16 protein-coding genes are annotated in these 20,159 nt (G+C 52.0%); 2 read left to right on the plus strand and 14 right to left on the minus strand.

Going from position 1 to position 20,159, the window contains the following annotated elements; translation table 11 throughout:
* The 13 genes from D1831_RS10520 to D1831_RS10580 form a co-directional block, all read right to left on the minus strand.
* The coding region (locus tag D1831_RS10520) for a hypothetical protein (RefSeq protein ID WP_404819900.1) at positions 1-345 on the minus strand (345 nt) is incomplete at its 3' end.
* Between the two features lie 329 nt (positions 346-674).
* Complete coding sequence (gene rlmD, locus D1831_RS10525; RefSeq protein ID WP_125072901.1) at positions 675-2,051, minus strand: 23S rRNA (uracil(1939)-C(5))-methyltransferase RlmD; 1,377 nt, start codon at positions 2,049-2,051, stop codon at positions 675-677.
* 532 nt (positions 2,052-2,583) lie between these two features.
* Positions 2,584-3,600, minus strand: a complete 1,017-nt coding sequence (locus D1831_RS10530) for a diacylglycerol kinase (protein ID WP_125072902.1) — start codon at positions 3,598-3,600, stop codon at positions 2,584-2,586.
* A gap of 200 nt (positions 3,601-3,800) precedes the next feature.
* The gene (gene gatB, locus D1831_RS10535) at positions 3,801-5,225 is read right to left on the minus strand and encodes an Asp-tRNA(Asn)/Glu-tRNA(Gln) amidotransferase subunit GatB (protein WP_125072903.1); all 1,425 of its coding nucleotides are present in this window, start codon (positions 5,223-5,225) and stop codon (positions 3,801-3,803) included.
* On the minus strand, positions 5,225-6,688 hold the full coding sequence (gatA, locus tag D1831_RS10540; protein ID WP_125072904.1) for an Asp-tRNA(Asn)/Glu-tRNA(Gln) amidotransferase subunit GatA: 1,464 nt from the start codon (positions 6,686-6,688) through the stop codon (positions 5,225-5,227). The genes gatB and gatA overlap by 1 nt, the downstream gene beginning before the upstream one ends.
* Positions 6,688-7,017, minus strand: a complete 330-nt coding sequence (gatC, locus tag D1831_RS10545) for an Asp-tRNA(Asn)/Glu-tRNA(Gln) amidotransferase subunit GatC (protein WP_125072905.1) — start codon at positions 7,015-7,017, stop codon at positions 6,688-6,690. The genes gatA and gatC overlap by 1 nt, the downstream gene beginning before the upstream one ends.
* Positions 7,018-7,048: 31 nt before the next feature.
* Positions 7,049-8,224 carry a CamS family sex pheromone protein gene (locus D1831_RS10550; protein ID WP_125072906.1) on the minus strand — a complete coding sequence of 392 codons (1,176 nt, stop codon included), beginning with the start codon at positions 8,222-8,224 and terminating at the stop codon, positions 7,049-7,051.
* The gene (gene ligA / locus D1831_RS10555; RefSeq protein ID WP_125072907.1) at positions 8,221-10,263 is read right to left on the minus strand and encodes an NAD-dependent DNA ligase LigA; all 2,043 of its coding nucleotides are present in this window, start codon (positions 10,261-10,263) and stop codon (positions 8,221-8,223) included. Before ligA ends, D1831_RS10550 begins: the two co-directional genes overlap by 4 nt.
* 18 nt (positions 10,264-10,281) lie before the next feature.
* Entirely contained in the window at positions 10,282-12,549 is a 2,268-nt protein-coding gene (gene pcrA / locus D1831_RS10560) for a DNA helicase PcrA (protein ID WP_125072908.1), read from the minus strand.
* A 974-nt stretch (positions 12,550-13,523) separates the two neighbouring features.
* On the minus strand, positions 13,524-14,696 hold the full coding sequence (locus tag D1831_RS10565) for a 5-(carboxyamino)imidazole ribonucleotide synthase (RefSeq protein WP_125072909.1): 1,173 nt from the start codon (positions 14,694-14,696) through the stop codon (positions 13,524-13,526).
* Positions 14,697-14,852: 156 nt separating this feature from the next.
* Positions 14,853-15,398, minus strand: a complete 546-nt coding sequence (locus tag D1831_RS10570) for a DUF2179 domain-containing protein (RefSeq protein ID WP_125072910.1) — start codon at positions 15,396-15,398, stop codon at positions 14,853-14,855.
* A 21-nt stretch (positions 15,399-15,419) separates the two neighbouring features.
* Positions 15,420-16,004, minus strand: a complete 585-nt coding sequence (locus D1831_RS10575) for a xanthine phosphoribosyltransferase (protein WP_125072911.1) — start codon at positions 16,002-16,004, stop codon at positions 15,420-15,422.
* A gap of 34 nt (positions 16,005-16,038) precedes the next feature.
* Positions 16,039-16,692, minus strand: coding sequence for a glycoside hydrolase family 73 protein (locus D1831_RS10580; RefSeq protein ID WP_125072912.1), 654 nt, complete (start codon positions 16,690-16,692; stop codon positions 16,039-16,041).
* Between the two features lie 150 nt (positions 16,693-16,842).
* On the opposite strand from D1831_RS10580, the gene D1831_RS10585 reads away from it, so the two are divergent.
* The gene (locus D1831_RS10585) at positions 16,843-17,823 is read left to right on the plus strand and encodes a Gfo/Idh/MocA family protein (RefSeq protein ID WP_125072913.1); all 981 of its coding nucleotides are present in this window, start codon (positions 16,843-16,845) and stop codon (positions 17,821-17,823) included.
* Positions 17,824-17,979: 156 nt separating this feature from the next.
* Here D1831_RS10585 and D1831_RS10590 read toward each other — a convergent pair whose 3' ends face one another.
* Entirely contained in the window at positions 17,980-18,894 is a 915-nt protein-coding gene (locus D1831_RS10590; protein ID WP_125072914.1) for a prenyltransferase, read from the minus strand.
* Between the two features lie 141 nt (positions 18,895-19,035).
* On the opposite strand from D1831_RS10590, the gene D1831_RS10595 reads away from it, so the two are divergent.
* Complete coding sequence (locus D1831_RS10595; protein WP_125072915.1) at positions 19,036-20,013, plus strand: polyprenyl synthetase family protein; 978 nt, start codon at positions 19,036-19,038, stop codon at positions 20,011-20,013.
* Positions 20,014-20,159 lie beyond the last annotated feature (146 nt).

Below are 20,159 nucleotides of genomic sequence, written 5' to 3' on the forward strand. Positions count from 1 at the left end.
CATATGATAAGCAGATCCCATATAAAATTGTTGACTATCTATTAACTTTTTCAAAACGCTTATATCAGTATAATGATAAACAGTATCAACTTTCAGTGGATCAACATCAAATCTACGTGCAATATTTTCTCCAGAGGCGTGTTTTTGAAAATCAGAGTTTACGTCCATAAGTGCTTTTAGAGCCTTAATGCCTTCATCATTTAGATCGTTTAGTTCTGCTTTCACTTTTTTCTCAACAACAGCATTTATAATTGCAGAATAATAATTGCCTATCAAACTGCTAAGTCCTTGTATGTTAATGCATTTTTCGATCAATTCCAAAGATAATCTAGTTAATTCATCCACAATCGTTTACCTCTATTTATAGTTATATATTAAGTATACCGTCTTATTGTAATTTTTAAATTACCAACGTTAACTTAACCCTCAGCACTAAATTGGCTCATTTTCGCATCAGCAGTATTTGCCTTCATATCAACCTTTACGAACACTTTCACCACCCTAATCAACACGACTTGCCAAACTGGACCTTCGTATACTCGACTATCGAAATAGGACATTGAATACTCGACCCGCCAATCCCAAATAGAAAAAGTGTACTAATTCCAATCGTTAAAATCAGAATTGGTACACTTTCAATCATCTGTAAATACCGTCACACCGGCGTTTATCGACTATTTTTCTGTACGTTCAAGGACAGTAACGCTCTCAACATGCGGCGTCTGTGGGAACTGGTCGACCGGTTGGACCGGCGCACTGATCTCGTAGCCGTACTCGGCAAACCGTTGCACGTCACGTACCAGTGTCGACGGGTTGCAGCTGATGTAAACGACCTTCTTCGGGGCCATTTCACCGGCACTTTTAATGAATTCGGCGTCTAACCCTTTACGGGGCGGGTCAACGACCACGACGTCCGGTTTCAAACCGTCTTCCTGCCACTTAGCCATCACTTTTTCGGCACTACCAAGGACAAACTTGGCGTTCTTGATCCCGTTCTTATCGGCGTTTTGCTTGGCGTTTTCCACGGCGGACGGTACGATTTCCACGCCGTAGACCTGCTTAGCGTGTTGGGCCATCGTTAACGAAATTGTCCCGATACCGGAGTAAGCGTCCACGACGGTTTCGTTGCCGGTCAAACCGGCCTGGTCAATCGCCAACTGGTAAAGTTTTTCGGTTTGTTGGGGATTAACTTGGTAAAACGAACCGGCGGAAATGGCGAAGGTCAAACCTAACAGCTGGTCGTTGATCGTCGACTTACCGTACAACACGTTGTTGTCCGGTCCAAGAATCACGTTGGTCTTCTTCTGGTTAACGTTTTGAATGATGCTAACAACTTCTGGTAAGGCGGCCTGAATTTCCTGGGTCACCACGTCGGCCATTGGTAAGTGCTTCGTCCGGGTCACGATGACCACCATCATTTCGTGGCTGTAGTAGCCCCGGCGGACCATGATCGTCCGAATCGTCCCACTGTGGTGGAATTCGTCGTAAGCCGCTTCGTGGTACTTCCGTAAAATGTCCCGGACCACCACGATGGCCTTATCGATTTCAGGATCTTGGATGTAGTAGTCTTCGATTGGCATTAACTGGTGACTGTTCTTCTTGTAAAAACCGGTCGTTAACTTACCCTGCACTTGTCGAACGGGCACTTGGGCCTTATTGCGGTACTGGGTCGGGTTGGCCATCCCAATCGTTGGCAACACTTCAACGTCGTCCATGTGGACCTTGGCAAACAGTTCGGCCACTTGGTGCTGCTTGAACTTCAACTGTTCACTGTATTCTAAATGTTGTAACGGGGCGATCCCGGTTTGACGGTAAACGCGGCCTTTCGGGTTGACCCGGTGGGGACTGACCTGGTTAATTTTAACCACGTCACCAAACGCGAAGTTTTTCGTCGTTTTGGTCACTTTGACCGTGATTTTTTCTTCGGGCAAGGCGTTTTCGATGAAGATCGGATAGTTGTCGACTTTGGCGACCCCCATGCCTTGATACGTTAAATCAATGATGGTGACGTCGAGCTCTTCACCCTTGTGGACTGGTAAATTAGTTTTCATTGGTTCCCTCGATTTTCTTTTTTTGGTTAATGGACTTACAAACTTATGGATTATATCGAAACGTGCTCCGGCTGAACTGGGCTTCCGGTTAGCTACGCAGTTATCAACAGGACAACTCACCTGCCGATACCCGCTGGGCTAATCCTCACCCCAAACCGTTCAGACCTCACACTCTTTTTGAAACGTGCTCGGGTTGGCTGACGCTTGCGTTTGCTACGCTAGCGTTCCAATGCAAAAACCGCACGTTTCCTTACTTTTGTTGCTGAAACGTGTTCGGGCCAGGCTGGGGCTTCCGGTTAGCTACGCGGTTGCCAATATGCCTAAACCGCACACTGTCACCCGGACGTTTTCTTACCTTTGTTGCTGAAACGTGCTCGGGCTGAACTGGGCTTCCGGTTAGCTACGCAGTTATCAACAGGACAAACCACCTGCTGATACCCGCTAGGCTAATCCTCACCCCAAACCGTTCAGACCTCACACTCTAAAAAAATTACCGCTTCCCATTCTACGGGTAAACGGTAATTTAAGCAAGTTATTCAGATTGTTGATCGTTTTCGTTATCGTTTTCCGGTAACTGGTCGACCGCCGAAACGAAGTGCCGTTCCGCGTCTTCCACTTCCGGATCGGTGATCGCATCGTCCGGAATCCGGTCGGTATCGGCAAACATTTCAATGTGCTGCTTTAAGTTTCTAAAGGTCATCGGCGCGTCGCCACCGTACTCCCCGTCAATGTTGATCATTAACCGGTCCTTCGGTGACTTGGCCACCACTTTATGGGTCTTAACGTAAATGATGCTCGGGTCGTTGATGTGCTTTCCCCCGTTTAATACGAGGGTCATCAAGTGGAGCATCTTAGCTAAGTTCCCGGTCTTGACGATGATCATGGTAAACTTCCCGTCATCTAGGGAAGCGTCCGGGACCAGCTGTTCAAAACCACCAACCGAATTGGTCAGCGCTAGGAAAAACATCGAGGCTTTACCGATAAAGTGGCCACCGTCGTACTTCAAGTCCATTTCAACCGGCTTGACCCGCGGGAGCAACTCCGCCCCCTTGGCTAAGTAGGCCGCGTAACCAAAAATCGACTTCAACTGTGACGGAACGTCGTAGGTCAATTCCGTCAACAGGCCGCCCGCGGCAATGTTGATGAAGTACTGTTCACCGGCTTGGCCGATGTCCATTTTGACCGTCTGATTCTTTAAAACAACCTTCGCCGCTGCGACCGGATCGTCACGGGGAATCCGCAGGGCCCGCGCGTAATCGTTGGTCGTGCCCGCCGGAATGATGGCCATTTTGGGCCGCCGTTTTAACCCGGCTAAGCCGTTTACTACTTGATTGATGGTCCCATCACCACCAGCTGCAATGATCAATTCAAACCCGTCCTTGGCACACCGCCGCGCTTCGTCAGCCGCCGAATTGGGTGCCGGCGTCGTCGCGTACGCGCTGGTTTCGTAACCAGCCTGTTCAAAAATACCAAGAATTTCCACCAGGTCGTGAGCCAAAGCTTCACGTCCCGACGTGGGGTTATAGATAAGTCGTGCCCGTTTACGCATGTTCCCTTTTCCTCCGAACGCCCGGTAAGTGTCATTGCACATGGGAAAGGACGCCACCGATTAGGTATCCAGTGATGTCCTTTCGAAACGTGCTTTTACAGGGCAGCCCCCTCCGCTTAGCACCTGAACCGGCCCCATGCCCAAACCGCATGCGACCGGTTCTATGCTAATGCTCAGGGGCTACCGCCCTGTAACGCACTCTACCGCGCCTTTAATGATGTCATTAATAATTGGTTGACCACTTTCGGGTTGGCCTGGCCACGGGTCTTCTTCATGATCTGACCAACCAAGAAGCCAACCGCCCGGTCCTTCCCGTTCTTAAAGTCGTCGATCGACTGCTGGTTGTTTTCCAACACTTCGTCAATGATCGGCTGTAACTTCGCCGGGTCCGACAACTGAACTAAGCCCTTGTCATTGACCCATTTGACCGGTTCACTCCCGGCCATGATCGCCTTGAAGACCTTCTTCGCGATTTTACTTGAAATCGTTTCGTCGGAAATCATCTTAATCATGCCCGCTAAGTTGGCCGGCGTCAAGTCAGTTTGTAACAAACCAACCTTGTTTTCGTTCAAGTAGGCGTTAACGTCCCCTTGCAAGTAGTTTGAAGCTAGCTTCGGATCCGCACCCTTGGCCACCGTGGCGTCAAAGAAGTCGGACATTTCCTTAGTTTGCGTCAAAACGCCCGCGTCGTAGGCCGTTAACCCAAATTCGTTGATGTAGCGTTCACGCCGCGAACCCGGCATTTCCGGAATTTCAGCCTGAACCTTTTTGATCCAGTCGTCTTCGATGTTTAAGGCCGGAATATCGGGTTCTGGGAAGTAACGGTAATCGTCGCTGCCTTCCTTGACCCGCATCAAAATAGTCTTACCGGTGGTTTCGTCAAACCGGCGGGTCTCTTGTTGAACCTTACCGCCGGACATCAGAACCCGTTGTTGCCGTTGCTCTTCGTATTCCAACGACTTGCGGACGTAGTTGAAGGAGTTTAAGTTCTTCATTTCGGTCTTGACCCCGAACTTGTCGGAACCGGCCGGACGAATCGAAATGTTCACGTCGACCCGCATCGAACCTTCTTCCATCTTAACGTCGGACACACCGGTAAATTGAATCCGTTGCCGCAACGCTTCACAGTAAGCGTAAGCTTCCTCGGGCGAGTTGATCTCCGGTTTCGAAACAATTTCAATCAGCGGCGTCCCCTGCCGGTTTAAATCGACGTAGGAGTAGTCGTTTTCGTGGGTGTTTTTACCGGCATCTTCTTCAATGTGCATTTCTTCGATACCGACTTTTTTCTTCTGACCGTCAACCTCAATTTCAATCCAGCCGTCGTGAGCAATCGGCTTATCGTGTTGCGTGATTTGGTAAGCCTTCGGGTTATCCGGATAGAAGTAGTTTTTCCGGTCAAAGTACGTATGTTTTTCAATTTGAGCGTGCAGGGCCGTCGCGGCCTTGATCCCGGCTTCAACCACGCCCTTGTTCGGCGTTGGCAAGACCCCGGGATAGCCCCAGTCGATCACGTTCGTGTTGGCGTTTGGTTCGGAACCAAATTGCACGGGTGACGGACTAAAGATTTTCGAATTCGTTTTTAATTCAACGTGGACTTCCAGCCCAATCGTAGTTTCAAAATTCATTAGTTAGCACCTCCGACTTTAGGCGTTTGTTGGTGAACATCCGTGGCCTGTTCAAAGGCGTAACCGGCTTTATAAAGCGTGCTTTCGTCAAACGCTTTCCCAATTAGTTGTAACCCAACTGGTAAGCCGTCCGCAAAGCCCGCTGGAACCGACATCCCTGGTAACCCGGCTAAGTTGACCGGAATCGTTAAGACGTCGTTCATGTACATCGTGATTGGGTCGGAAATTTCGTCACCAATCTTAAAGGCCGGCGTTGGGGCAACCGGACCCATGATCATATCGTAGTCTTCAAAGACCTTGTTAAAATCGTTGATGATCATCGTCCGGACTTGGCCCGCCTTATGGAAGTAGGCGTCGTAGTAACCAGCGGACAGTGAGAACGTCCCTAACATGATCCGCCGTTTAACTTCGTCCCCGAACCCTTCGGAACGGCTGCGTACGTAAACGTCTTCCAAGTTCTTAACGTCCTTTGCCCGGAAACCGTAGCGAATACCGTCAAACCGTTGCAAGTTGGACGATGCTTCGGAACTGGCGATGATGTAGTAGGCGGACACGCCGTACTTGCTATTTGGCAGGGAAACTTCTTCAACGGTCGCGCCGAGTTCTTCAAACTTCTTAACGGCGTTATTGATCACTTCGCGGACCTTGGGATCGATTCCTTCACCCATGTATTCTTTTGGTAAGGCGATTTTCATGCCCTTAACGTTGCCGTCCAAGCCGGCCGTAAAGTCGGGCACGGCTTGTTTAGACGACGTGCCGTCGTGCTGGTCGTAACCGGCAATCATGTTTAAGGCGGCGGCGTTGTCCTTCACGCTGCGAGTTATTGGGCCGATTTGGTCCAGCGAAGAACCAAAGGCGATCAAGCCCCAACGCGAAACCCGGCCGTACGTTGGCTTCATCCCAACGACCCCGTTAAACGAGGAAGGTTGGCGAATGGAACCCCCAGTATCGGAACCGAACGCGACCGGTACCTGACCGGAAGCGACGGCCACGGCCGAACCACCCGACGAACCACCGGGAACCCGGCTAACGTCCCACGGGTTGTGGGTCACTTTAAAGGCGGAGTTTTCCGTCGACCCACCCATGGCAAATTCATCCATGTTGTTTTTACCAATAATGATGGCGTCACTGGCACGCATCTTTTCAACAACCGTGGCGTCGTAAACCGGCACGAAGTTTTCCAACATTTTGGAAGCCGCCGTAGTGGTCAGACCCTTAGTCACAATATTGTCTTTAACCGCGACCGGAATCCCGGCCATCACGTTATCGGGGTTGATCCCCTTGGCGTCAATTTCAGCGGCCCGCTTCAACGCGGCGTCTTCGTTTAAGTTTAGGAAGGCCCCGAGTTGCGGGTCAACTTGCCGTAAGTTTGCGAAAGTGGCCTTAGTCAGCTCGAGTGCGCTGATTTTTTTAGCAACTAAGTCAGCGTGTAAGCTGGTTAAATCTTGGTCGAAATAGTTCATTATTCGCCGTCCCCACTTTCATCAATAATTGCTGGCACCTTAATTAAGCCGTTAGCCGTTTCCGGTGCGTTTTTGAGTAACGCGTGGCGGAGTTCGTCACTACTCTTAACGGCCTGATCTTCACGCAAGTTAGCTTCGCGCAAGGTATCGTCGCTCAGCCGCATCGTTGCGGGCACGTCGGTCGTATCAACCGTGCTTAACTCTTCGAACATGCCAATAATTTTTTCCAACTGACCGGTAAAGGTCTCAAGTTCGGCCGGGTTAAATTCAAGCTTGGCTAACCCCGCAACGTGTTGAACTTGGTCGGCATTGATCCGTTCTTCAGCCATCAAATTTCCTTCTTTCTCAAATCTTACTGAATTAATTATTCCCCTGGTCACTAAAAATGTGGGTGTAGTAGGAACTCCCCGAAGCCGTACGGGCTAGGAAGCTTTGAATGTCCCCGTTGGCACTCTTGACCGTAATTTCAACCGGTACCCCGGATGGTAAGTACCGCTTAGCGGCCGTTGCCAGGTACTGGGTGAAACTGATAATTTCGGTTTCGCTGTAGAACTTGGTCGTGATGTTAACACTTAACTTACTCAACGACTTGTCTTTATAGTGGGCGTTCGCCGTCACACCGGACAAGTTCGGGAAGAAGTTCTGGACGTGCGACTTGAAGGAACTAAAGTCGGATTCGTCGTTACTGTTAGCCCCCGAGTTCTTCGATTCCGAAGTCGCCGGGAACACGTAGTTTTGCCAGTTCAAAGCTTTCCAGTTCGAAACGGAAGTGGACCCGTTCTTAGAAACCGCGTAGGCGATCATGTTCCCACCTACTAGACTATCATTTGACGATTGCTTGTAAAGCGCCAAAACGATCGGCACGTTCTTTAACGCCGACTTTTGCCGTAAGCGTTGCAGGACGGTGTTAGCGTACTGCTTCCCCTTGGCGGTCAGTTCGGTCGTTGAAATGTTGGTTTCGTAAGTCGCCCCGTATTGGACCTTGGTGTAGTAGTCCACGGAGTTCATCCCTAACCCGATCGTAACGCCGCCCAGCGTTAACTTGCTGCCGTTTTGAACCATGTAGTCCTGTTCTTCAAGTTGCTGCAAGTAGATTGGATTCCGGGTGTTCGGGTCCTTTTTCCCGTTGTTCTTCGGGTTCAACCCAGTCTTGTTGCTCTTAGAATACCGGCCTAACCAGTTTTCCACCGTCGACGAGCTGATGTACTGCCCTTCTTGGAACACGTACTTGCTGGTTGGGAACTGTTTCTTGGAAACGTCCAGTAAGCCGGTTTCAAAGCTCTTCAAGTTCATGACGTTATCGTTTTGGGAAACGTTAACGCCCCGCGACTTACTCGTCCGGTACTGGCCACTCTTAATGACTCCTTGGTAAAACTCACTGCCGGTCGTCCCGGTAGTGGTCGTCGTTTTGGAGCCCGTCGTGGTGGTACTGCTGCTGTTTGACCCAAAAGATGAGTTCTTTAAATTTCCGCAGGCGGCTAATGCCATGGCAACGACTGCCACTAAACCGATCGTGCGTATGCGTTTAACATTCACGCTTGTTGATCCTCCCTCATTGTCTCGTCAAACCGGGCTTCATCCCAGACGGTCACGTCGAGCTGCTGCGCTTTTTGCAGCTTGCTCCCCGCGTCCGCCCCGGCGATCACCAGGTCCGTCTTCTTAGAAACGCTACCAGTCACCGTCGCGCCGTGGGCTTGCAGCCAAGTGGTCGCGTCCGCTCGGGTAAAGCTTTCCAGCTTCCCAGTCAAAACGACCCGTTTGCCCGCAAACCAACTGTCGCTATCTTCGGCAACCGTTGCACTGGGTCCCTGGTACGTCGTGTTCACGTTCACGGCTTGTAGTTCCGTGATCAGCGCGTGCACGTCGTCACTTTCAAAGTACTGCACGACCGCGTTGGCAATGATGTCGCCCATCGAATCGATGGCGGCGATCTCCGCTTGGTCCGCGGCCATCAGGGCTTCGATCGTCCCAAAGTGTTGCGCGATCAAGCGCGCGACCTTCGCACCTACGTGACGAATACCTAGACCGAACAATAAACGTTCAAGTGAATTATTGCGACTACGGTCAATCGCTGTCAAGAGATTTTCCGCAGATTTATCTTTTATTTTATCTAATGTGAGGAGTTGATCCTTCGTTAAACGGTACAACCCGGCCACGTCGTTGACGAGGTGGTTGCTATACAACTGCGCGATGATCCGCGGGCCCAAGCCGTCAATGTTCATCGCGTTTCTGGACGCAAAGTGGACCAGTCCTTCTTGAACCTGGGCGGGACACTTCGGGTTGATGCAGCGTAACGCGACTTCGTCCTCCAAGTGGACGAGCGGCGCGCCGCACGACGGGCAGTGCGTCGGAATCGCCAGTGGTTGGGCATCCTTAGGCCGTTTTTTCAAATCAACCGCCGAAATTTCCGGTATGATGTCGCCGGCCTTGTGTAGCAACACCGTGTCGCCAATGCGGACGTCCTTTGCCGCCACGTAGTCCGGGTTGTGCAGTGACGCCCGGGCCACCGTGGTGCCGGCCAACTGGACCGGTTCCATGACGGCCGTCGGGGTCACAACGCCGGTGCGGCCAACCGTCCACTCCACGTCTTTTAAGAGTGTCGGCTGTTCGTCCGGCGGAAACTTAAAGGCGATCGCCCAACGCGGGACCTTGACCGTGGCGCCCAGTTCCCGTTGTAGCGGCAACGGGTTGGCCTTGATGACGATGCCGTCAATGCCGTACGCCAGGTCCGGCCGTTCGTTTTGGTAGTGGTCGATGTACTTAAAGACGTCGTCCATCGAGTGTGCGACTTGAAAGTCCGGGTTAATGGTAAAGCCCAGTTCGTCAAACTCCGTCAACATGTCGCTCTGCGTCCGGGCTTTTAGCGGTTCGTAGTCGGCAATGTTGTACATGAAGGTACTCAGTTGCCGTTCCGCCGTAACCTTGGTATCCAGTTGACGCAACGACCCGGCCGCCGCGTTGCGGGGGTTGGCAAAGACGCTTTCCCCGGCCGCTTCACGCCGTTCGTTTAACGCCGCGAAGGCCGCTTTCGGCATGTAACACTCGCCGCGCACGTCAATCGTCAGGGCCTTCGTGAGCTTGTGCGGGATCGAGGCGATCGTCATGATATTTTTAGTAATATCTTCACCGACCGTCCCGTTGCCCCGCGTCGAGCCTTGCACCAGCACCCCGTTTTCGTAACGCAGTGAGAGCGCCAAGCCGTCGATCTTTAATTCACAGTTATAGTCGACCGGCGCCCCCACGTTTTGAACTAAGCGGTCGTTAAACTCCTGTAGTTCGCCCTGGGAAAACACGTCTCCCAGTGACAACATCGGAATTTGGTGTTGAACCTTGGTAAAGCCCGCCTTGACGGTCCCCCCGACTAACTGGGTCGGCGAGTCCGGCGTGACTAACTGTGGAAAGGCTTGTTCCAACGCGACCAGTCGTGCGTAGTTGCGGTCGTAAACGTCATCTTCCACGTTGGGCGCGTCGTTATCGTAATATTCCCGCCGCCACTGGTTTAATTTGATCCGTAAATCCGCTGCTTCGGTAGCCGCCGTGGATTGATCCATTGCGGTGATCGGTTGTTCTGCCATCGACCTAACCTCCTAGCACTAGTCTTGAACTTTTTGAATCGGCGCAAACGCCGCTAATAATCGTTTAATGCCTTCCGACTTGAAGGCGATGTCTAATTCGGCATCTTCACCGGCGCCGGTGACTTTAACCACCGTCCCGGTGCCCCACTTACGGTGCTTGACCTTGTCGCCAATCGACCAGCTATTCTTATCGGCGCCGGTGCCGGCAGCCTTCTTAACCGTTGGCCGGGTGCCGACCGGGTTCTTCTTGTAACTTGGGGTAAAGGCCCGCCGTTCGCGACTGTTGCCAAACGGCACGTCCGGTCCGGTACTGCTCTGACCGTCTAAGGTGTTTTCGTTTTTGATCAAACTCTGATCAATTTCTTCTACGAAACGGGAAGCCGGGTTGTTTTGCCGGCGACCGTACAACATCCGCGAGTACGCGTTGGTCAGGTACAGTTTCTTTTCGGCCCGAGTGATCCCGACGTAGGCTAAGCGGCGTTCTTCTTCCAGTTCATCTTCGTCCATCATGGCCCGGGAGAGTGGGAAGATCCCGTCTTCCATCCCAATCATGAAGACCACCGGGAATTCCAGCCCCTTGGCCGCGTGTAACGTCATCAACGTCACGGCCTGTGGTTCCTCTTCCACGTTATCGATATCGGAAACCAGTGCCAAGTCGGCTAAGAAGTCCACGAATTTATCGCTGTCCTCGTCTTCGGGTTGGTAACTGTCGTCAAACTGTTTGGTGACCGATAAAAATTCTTCGATGTTTTCGATCCGGGTCTGGGCTTCTAAGGACTTGGAAGCCACCTGGTCCTTTAAGACCTTCATGTAGCCGGTCCGGTCCAAGATCTCGTTGGTCAAGTCGGTCACCGACAAATACTCGCGCATCGCCCGCAACTCGTTCATCGTGCTGGCAAACTTGGCTAAGGAACCCTTGGCCCGCGTGGAGATCCCGTTGGCCATGTCGACGTTGCTGGCCGCTTCCAACATGGAGTAGCCGGCTTCATCGGCAAATAACCGCAATTTTTCCACGCTGGTTTGACCAATTCCCCGCTTCGGTTCGTTCACGACCCGTTCAAAGTTCATCGAATCCTGGTCGTTAACGACTAACGTCAAGTAGGACAAAACGTCCCGAATTTCCTTACGGTCGTAGAACTTGTTACCCCCGACCATCGTGTAAGGAATGTTAGCCTTAACCAGTGATTCTTCCATGACCCGGGACTGCGCGTTGGTCCGGTATAAAATGGCGAAGTCGCCGTAACCGAACTTCTTTTCCTGCATGTTTTCCTGGATCTTCGAAATGACAAAGTGGGTTTCGTCGCTTTCACTCTGCCCCCGGTAATAGGAAATCAGGTCCCCGGTCGTGTTATCGGTCCACAACTTCTTCGGCCGCCGGGTGGTATTGTTATCGATCACGTCGTTGGCTGCCGCTAAAATGTTTTTCGTTGAGCGGTAATTTTGTTCCAACATAACGGTGTCGGCCTGCGGATAATCCTTTTCAAAGTCGAGGATGTTTTCCATGTTGGCGCCCCGCCAGCCGTAAATTGACTGGTCGGCATCCCCGACCACGCAAAGGTTCTTGTACTTGTCGGCTAACATGTTGACCAACGTGTACTGGGCGTTGTTGGTATCTTGGTATTCATCCACGTGGATGTAGTGGAACTTGTTTTGGTACCATTCCAACGTTTCTTTGTGTTGTTTAAATAACTGAATCGTCAGCATGATCAAGTCGTCAAAGTCGACCGCCTGATCCGCGGCGAGTTCGCGTTGGTACTGCAAATAAACGTCGGCCACGACGCTTTCAAACGGACTAGCCGCCGCTTCCTTATACATTTCCGGCGTCTGCAGATCGTTCTTCGCGTTTGAAATGGCGGATAAGATCGAGCGCGGGTCAAACTTCTTGGAATCAATGTTTTGTTCCGTCAAAATCCGTTTGACCAACGTCCGCTGTTCACTCGTCCCGGCAATCGTAAAGGCCCGGTTATAGCCGATTTGTTCAATATCGCGGCGTAAGATCCGCACGCAGAGGGCGTGGAAGGTTGAAACCCACACGTCCTGCGCGGAATCGCCCAACAATTTACCGACCCGTTCACGCATTTCGCGCGCGGCCTTGTTCGTAAACGTAATGGCTAACACGTTCCAGGGATTGACCCCTTGTTCTTCGATTAAATAAGCTACCCGGTGTGTCAGTACTCGCGTTTTCCCCGAGCCGGCACCGGCCATAATTAGTAGCGGTCCTTCAGTGTCTAAAACGGCTTCCTGTTGCTTGTCATTCATTCCTGCCAATAGGCTTTCTTTCGACACGCTGTTCGCCACCCTTTCTAAAAATCAGTCAACAAATATTATAGCAAATTTTCGGCGTGCTTGCTGGTTTTTAAGGCGCTTTCCCGGACATTCCGCCCGACTTATTTTTGAAACCGTGTTCGCGTTTGTTCGGTCAGGTACGTTGGCCGTCAAAACGTTAAATTTTGGTCAAAAATAAAGATTTTTTATTAGCGCTGATATCCTCAAAGTTAGCGCTACCTTTCCGCCGTCCGGGCGGCCGCGATTGGTCTGGAGCGCGGTGGACACAGCTTGAAGCCAAGCACACCCGCTTGTCTTTAAGTCTGGTCTTTCACTAGGCCGGGAAAATACCCCGACCAAGTGAAATTTCACCGCTGAGCCCATCGCGACACGCCCTCCCGGCTAAACTAGTCGTTGGCGCCGTGTGAAGTGGGTATACCTTGTTATTAATTAGCTTTTACTTTAAAAATTGCTGTTGCGAAACTGAATATAAAATTAAGCTGATTATCATTGGCGTTAAGCTGAATATCTAATTATCAAAGCAATGCGATTTGCTGAATGCGGAAATACCGCAATTTAAATTTCAGGGATTGGTATCAAGAACAGAACAGCCGTTAAAACACCACGATTGTGTGCCAGACGTGGCGCCAACGAGCAGTTTAAGCCGGGAGCGACAGCGCTGATGAGCTCAGTGGTGAAATTTGACTTACGGTCGGTTTTTTCGACCGTTACGTCAAAGGCCGAGGTTGAAGACCGGCGCGGGTTTCGGCGGGCTCCAACTCGTGCCCACCACGCTCCAGCTCAATCAGCGCCGAGCGGGAGGCGGGGATGACCACTAACTCAGAAACTATCAGCGCCAATCCCGTTGTTTTTTCTAAAATCGGCCAGCCCAATCGCGGCCAACCGGACGGCGGAAAGTACCCACCAACTTAGAGGATTTCAGCACAATTTTTAGAATTTAAAAAAGCCGTCAGCGTAAACTGACAGCTAAAAAGCTATTCTTCAGAATAATCGGTGGTTGCGGCCGCACTGGGGCCGTTGAAGTTCCAGATGTTGGTATCGTCGATTTGGTCGAGGGCGTCCTTGACCGTTGGGGCTTCAACAAGGACGTGGCCGGCAACCGGGGCCTTGTCCGCTTGTAACAGCGTCCGGTGGTAGAAATTAAAGAACCAGTTGGTTTTAATTTGCCACTGGGTACGGATGCCGCTTTCCTGGGCCGGCGTGAAGTAGACGGCGACCACGGGCATCAGTTGTTTGACCGGCATTAGTGGTAGGCCGGCCACCGCCCGGAGGTGTTGTTCGGCCATGCTGATGTTGGTGGCGCGGTCGAAAACGTAGCCGGCTTGGTGCATGGCCGGCACGATTCGTTTAACGTAGAGGTTGCCGCTCTTCGTGAGGAAGAAGGCAACTTCAAAGATCCCAGTGTAACTGAGGTTATCACTAATTTCCTTGGTGATCCGTACCATTTCGTCGTTGACGGCGCCGTCAATTTGGGCCGGCACGATCGTGGCTAGTAGTTCGTGGTCACGGTAACGATTTTCCACGGTGGGGAAAAACTCGGTGCTGGTCGCGTTCTTGGCGACAAACACGGAGAGTTCCTTATCGTAAGGAATCAGAGATTCCAGTAAATAGGTCCCCCAGTCCAGGAGGTCGGCGGCCTTAACGATGTCCGACTGCGTTTTGATCACCAGTTGGCGGTTTTGACCGAGTCCCTTTTGAATGGGTTTTAAAATGCTGGGGTAACCGATCGAGCCAATCGCCTGGTAGACGTCGTCTAAGCTGACGATGGTGGCGGACGGGGCCACGTTTAAATTAAGCTGGCTGAAAAACGCCCGTTCCAGCGAACGGTCCTGCATGATTTCCAAGGCGTCCGCGCCTTGCGGAACCCGGGTGTGGGCCGCAAGGAAGTTTACGACCGACGCATCGACCGTTTCGGACTCGTAAGTCACGACGTCGCAGCGTTCGGCGAAATTTTGTAGTTGTTGCTGGTCATTGAGGGCCCCGACAACGCGAAAGTCGGCCAGTTCCATGGTCTCGGTATTTTCATTGTCGCCGTAAACGCCGACGTTAATGCCGGCATTGCGCGCCGCAATCACCAAGCCAACACCATTAGTACTACTTCCAATGATGCCAAGCGTACCACCTGGGTTTAAAATCGAGTTGTCCACTTCAGTTCCCTACTTTCTTAATCCATTTGACTATTTAGTGCTGAGTTTAAACCAACGTTTTGAAACTCAACTTTTATACCGTACGAGCCGCCCGCATGGGGGTGGCACTCCGTTAGTTAATGATACTTGGTGCGCGGTGCGCTTGCAAGTCCCAGCTTAGATTTTTCGCCGGGCGTTGCGGTGGCGGACCCGTTTGACCCAGAAACCACCGGAAATGTAGCGCGGTTCGTAAGCAATCACGAACGCGTTGGGCGTCTGTTCCTTGATCAAACCGTATAACCGCCGTTCGTTTTTACGCGGGGCCAGGATGTCTAGTTGCAGGCGTTCACCTTCCAACCCGTAGGCCGTGTGCTGGGTCACGCCAAAGCCGTTTTCCCGGAGTACACCGGGCAGCGACGACTTGGGATCGGGTAAAATGACCGAGATCATCGTGTACCCGAGGGCCAGCTTGTCTTCAAGCACCATGCCGACGTAAACGCCAACCCCGTAACCGAGGGCGTAAACCACCAGGTTGATCGGGTTATCAAGCCGGTTTAGGACCAGTGACAGTCCTAACACGTAGATCGTGATCTCGATCACACTGGCAAAAGCCGCAAAATACCGGTACCCGCGCATCACGAGCAAAAAACGTAACGTATTTAACGTAATGTAAGCAAAGTTGATCACAAAAATTAAGCCCAACATCCCAATATCAATTCGCATGGTTGCCCCCGCTTTCTTGATTTAGTCCGTTTGTTCCGAAGCAAAGTGGACCCGGTCATCGTCAAACGACGTGATCTGGGCGAGTGATTCCAACCGCACCCCGCGGTCGTGCACGAGTTGGTGACCCGTTTGAAAGACCTTTTCGATCACGATACCGACACCGGCAACGTCCGCCTTGGCCTGGTCACAGATCTCAAAGAGACCCTGAACGGCCTGGCCGTTAGCTAAGAAATCATCAATTAATAATACTTTATCATCCGCGCTCAAAAACTTCTTGGCAATCGAAATGTGATTGGACGTTTTTTTCGTATATGAATAAACTTCCGCGGTGTAGAGGTCGTCGATCAAGGTGACGGACTTGTGTTTACGGGCAAACACGACCGGCACGTGTAAGGCTAAGCCGGTCATAACAGCGGGCGCGATTCCGGAAGATTCCACGGTTAAAATCTTGGTGACGCCGGCGTCCCTGAATAAGTGGGCAAACTCCGTCCCCATGTTAAACATTAGGTCCGGATCGACCTGGTGGTTCAAAAAGCCGTCGACCTTTAACACTTCGCCGGGTAAGACCCGACCATCCTTCAAAATGCGTTCTTCAAGTTCTCGCATGGCTACCTCCTAGATAATGGCAAGTTTTCAGTTATTACTCTCTATCATACCGTTGTAAGTCGTATTTTTGAATAATATTAATTAATTTTTGTGCGTAAGTCGGGTCCGTCGCGTAGCCGGCCGTTTGCAGCGCCTTAGCGGCCGTTTGGTAGTCCGTGGCGGCCGTTACCGCCGCGTAGTGCTGCGCGTCCCAGGGCGTGCCGTTAGCCAGCTTCTTGGCGTGGGCAACTAGCGAGTCGTGCCAGCTATCGTAAACGGCAAAGCGCCGTTTAACGGTGTGGTAGGCCCCGTCGTAATATTCCTGCGTGGTCATCAGCCGCCCGGCTTGCGTGGCGTACGCTTTGACCCCGAATAAGTTGTTATTCTCGGTGGCGTTGGTACTTTGGCCCCAGTCTGATTCCAGAATGGCCTGACTCAAACTGATGCTGGCGAGCACGTGATACTGCTTTTGCACCGCCTGGGCTTCCGGGGCCAACTTCTTAATAAAGCCACTCCGGGTCGTGACCGCACTCGTTGCCGTCGCCGTAGCGGCCGGCTTGGCTTCCCAACCGTGCTTCACGAACCAGCCGAGCCCGAACAGGACCAGGCACACGATCAATAAGTTCAGCCACTGCAGCCGCCCGTTTTTTAAGAACGGACCCGTTCGTTTTTTGCCGCGGCGCCGCGGGCGTTTGCGTTTAGTGGCCATCCACTGCCTCCTAGTTAAAGTCCTTACCGAATCAAGCATACCCTATTCTAACGATTTTCTAGGAAAAATAAAATGGAATCCACCCCGCAATTGTTTATTTTTTTGCTAAAATGAAGGTGTTCTTTATCGATGCTTAGGAGGCAAAAATTTATGGCAAAAACGTACCGGTGGGCGATCGTTGGTTTAGGAAATATCGCCCATAGTTTTGTAAAGTATTTTGACCAACCCGACGGCGAAATTTACGCGGTTTGTTCCCGTTCACAAGCTAAGGCGGACGCGTTCGCGCGCGACCACCAGATTCCTAAGGCTTACGGCAACCTGGACGACCTGTTAAAGGATGATCAGGTCGACATTATTTACGTGGCGACCCCGCATAATTACCACATCGACACCATTTTACCGGCGTTGCGGGCCGGCAAACACGTCCTCAGTGAAAAGGCAATCACGATGTCGAGTGCGCAACTCGACATCGCTAAGGAAGTCGCGCGCAGTAACCACCTGATCTTGGCGGAAGCGATGACCCTGTACCACATGCCGCTGTACGAAAAATTACACGAATTCGCGGCGGAACGGCACTTGGGCGCCCTTAAAATGATTCAGGCCAGCTTCGGGAGTTTTAAAGAACCCGACCCGACCAACCGCTTCTTTAACCCCGACTTAGCCGGGGGCGCGCTGCTCGACATCGGGGTGTACGCGTTAGCCTTCGTCGAAGAATTTTTGACGGCCAAACCGTACGTGACCGGTACGAGCATGCACCGTTTCAGCAGCGGCGTGGACGAATCCGAAACGATCACGCTACGCACCGCTAACGACGAACTCGCGACGGTGGCGCTAACGTTTAGGGCCAAAATGCCTAAACGCGGGATCGTGGCTTACGAAAACGGCTACTTCACGGTCGACACCTACCCGCGGGCTGACGAAGCCACCTTTACCGATAGTGCGGGCCACACGGAAGTCATTAAGGCCGGGGATACCACCAACGCCATGAACTACGAGATCGCCGACATGCAAAAAATGATTGCTGGCGAATTACCGAACACCAGCCTCGCGAAGACTAGTGCCGTCATGGACGTCATGACGGCCGCGCGGGCGCAGTGGGACTACCGCTACCCGTTTGAAAACCAAGACTAATTTGAAATTCTGCAACTAAAAGGAGGCTGTGACTTTTGTCACAGCCTCCTTTCCATCTCCGAATAATTATTGTCGAAACGGGTTTCAAAAGTCAGCGGGCTCAACTTAACGGCTAACCGACTTTTGGCCCACTCTGATTTCTAGCAGGCCGTTGGGTCAGTTAAAAATCAAACCGAGCCCCATGAACACGACGAACGATAAGCAAATAATGGTCGCGTTTTTAATCGCTAATATAAACGTTTCGGTTTTGACCTGTTTGCGCATGAACTGGCGTGTATTTTTAAACACCGGTACCGCGCTAATTAGCGTTAACAGGCTTAGCCACGGTAAAACGCCTAACCAGACCGCCGCCGCTAAGCAAACGTAACCGGCAACGTAGCTCCAGGCAAAAACGCGCAGCATCACCGGTTTTCCTAGGTAGGAAACGATGGTGTGGCGTCCCAGCGCAACGTCTTCGTCCGCGTCACAGATGTTGTTAGCTAACATAATGTTGGCAATCGCAAAAATCGCTAACCCGGACGCGATTAAGACGGCCAGCGTGTTCGCCCAAGTCAGCGGCACGCGGTCGTAGGTGTTGATAAAAACGGCAATCCAAAAAATCATGAAGCCCATCGTAAAGCCGGAAAAGAACTCACCGAAGGGTCCCGAAGAGATCGGTTTGGGACCGCCAGCGTAAAAGTAACCGACCGCGTACGAATACAGCCCCATCCATAACAAAGGCAAACCGGTCTGGGTGACCAGCCACAGCCCCATCACCAGGGAAACGCCGCCCAACCCAAAGGTGATCGTGCGGGCCTGCCGAATCGAAATTTGATTGACCCCGACCACGTTGGTCGTTTCCAAGAACTCCTGGTTGTCGGCGTTCCGTGGCGCGTTTAAGAAGTCCTGGTAGTTATCGTTAGCGTTCGTCGCCATGTGAAACAGTGACGAAGCGATGAAGAACAGGACCAGGTAGCCGAGGTGCACCTGGTGGTAATTATACAGCGCGTACAGCGTGCCCAAAACGAAGGGCAACACGCTGGCAATTAAGGACTTGATCTCAACGAACTCGAGAAAAACTTTTGGTTTCAAAAAAATACCCCCCTTTTGATTGACAACCTTAATAGTTATTTGTAAGTTTAAGTTAAATTGTATTTTAGAATGTGCCTGGCTGCAAGTGTTGGCGTCCTAGCGACTTCGAGCCATTTCTAAGATTAACGGAGGAAGTTTAAGATGATGCAAACCATTTGGCAACCTAATAGCGCCGTCCAAGCCCAGCTGGCCGCGCTCAAACCGTACCTCGCTAAAAACGTGCGGATCGATAACGGGCCCATCAACGACCGGGTCCACGCCCTGTTAGCGGCCGGCGGAAAATTTTTACGACCGGGCTTTTTTTACCTGTTTAGCCAATTTGGTGACGACCAGGACCCCACCCGCCTGCGTGCCGGGGCGGCCGCGATGGAAATGCTGCACGTGGCAACGCTGATCCACGACGACGTGATCGACCAGTCGCCGGAACGCCGCAACGTCACCACCATTCACCAGGACTACGGCCAGCGGAATGCAATCTACGCCGGCGATCTGCTGTTCACCTGCTACTTTGACCAGGTGCTGATTGCCGCGAAGACGGCCAACGACGTCAAGGTCAACACCGCCGCCATGCGGGCCATTTTACAGGGTGAGTTGGATCAAATGGCCCACAACTTTAACCCGCAGACCACGGTGAACGACTACTTAACGGTCGCCCGGGGAAAAACCGCCCGGCTGTTCAGCCTCAGCTGCGAACAGGGGGCCCACCTCGCTAACGCGCCGCTGGCGGTGGTCACGCTCGCCAAAAAAATCGGTGAAAAGATGGGCTTAGCCTACCAAATGTTAGACGACGTACTGGATTACGCCGGTGACGAAGCGCTGACGCACAAGCCGGTCCTGACCGACTTACGCGACGGCGTGTACTCGCTGCCACTGATTTACGCGTTGCGCGCGACGCCCCAGCTGGCAGATCAGCTGCCGATGCCCGGCGACCCCGTTGATAACGACCAGTTGCTCCTGATCCGCGATCAGGTCATCGTTTCCGGCGGGGTCACGCGGGCCCAGGCCCTCGCGACCCGGTACACGCAGGACGCCCTGGACCTAATCGACCAGTTACCGACCGGCGAAACGCAGCAAACCCTACGCCGGCTGGTCACCCAGCTGCTCGTACGGAACCATTAAGCTCATCAGTAGCACTTGCAAGTGAACTAAAAATAAGGCGGCTACGTTACTAAAAGTAAACCGAGTAACGTAGCCGCCTTATTTTTACGTCTTGTCAATGGCAATATTGCCGAAACGGATACCAAAAGTTAGGTTATTCACGTTAA

The sequence above is a fragment of the Lactiplantibacillus garii genome, from assembly GCF_003885105.1.
GTDB classification, from domain to species: domain Bacteria; phylum Bacillota; class Bacilli; order Lactobacillales; family Lactobacillaceae; genus Lactiplantibacillus; species Lactiplantibacillus garii.

Excerpts from the sequence above, each read along its gene's own strand:
- gatA (WP_125072904.1), bottom strand. The coding sequence starts at position 6,688 with ATGAACTATTTCGACCAAGATTTAACCAGCTTACACGCTGACTTAGTT.
- D1831_RS10580 (WP_125072912.1), bottom strand. The coding sequence starts at position 16,692 with ATGGCCACTAAACGCAAACGCCCGCGGCGCCGCGGCAAAAAACGAACG.
- D1831_RS10530 (WP_125072902.1), bottom strand. The coding sequence starts at position 3,600 with ATGCGTAAACGGGCACGACTTATCTATAACCCCACGTCGGGACGTGAA.
- rlmD (WP_125072901.1), bottom strand. The coding sequence starts at position 2,051 with ATGAAAACTAATTTACCAGTCCACAAGGGTGAAGAGCTCGACGTCACC.
- D1831_RS10595 (WP_125072915.1), top strand. The coding sequence starts at position 19,036 with ATGATGCAAACCATTTGGCAACCTAATAGCGCCGTCCAAGCCCAGCTG.
- D1831_RS10585 (WP_125072913.1), top strand. The coding sequence starts at position 16,843 with ATGGCAAAAACGTACCGGTGGGCGATCGTTGGTTTAGGAAATATCGCC.
- gatC (WP_125072905.1), bottom strand. The coding sequence starts at position 7,017 with ATGGCTGAAGAACGGATCAATGCCGACCAAGTTCAACACGTTGCGGGG.
- D1831_RS10575 (WP_125072911.1), bottom strand. The coding sequence starts at position 16,004 with ATGCGAGAACTTGAAGAACGCATTTTGAAGGATGGTCGGGTCTTACCC.
- D1831_RS10570 (WP_125072910.1), bottom strand. The coding sequence starts at position 15,398 with ATGCGAATTGATATTGGGATGTTGGGCTTAATTTTTGTGATCAACTTT.
- ligA (WP_125072907.1), bottom strand. The coding sequence starts at position 10,263 with ATGGCAGAACAACCGATCACCGCAATGGATCAATCCACGGCGGCTACC.
- gatB (WP_125072903.1), bottom strand. The coding sequence starts at position 5,225 with ATGAATTTTGAAACTACGATTGGGCTGGAAGTCCACGTTGAATTAAAA.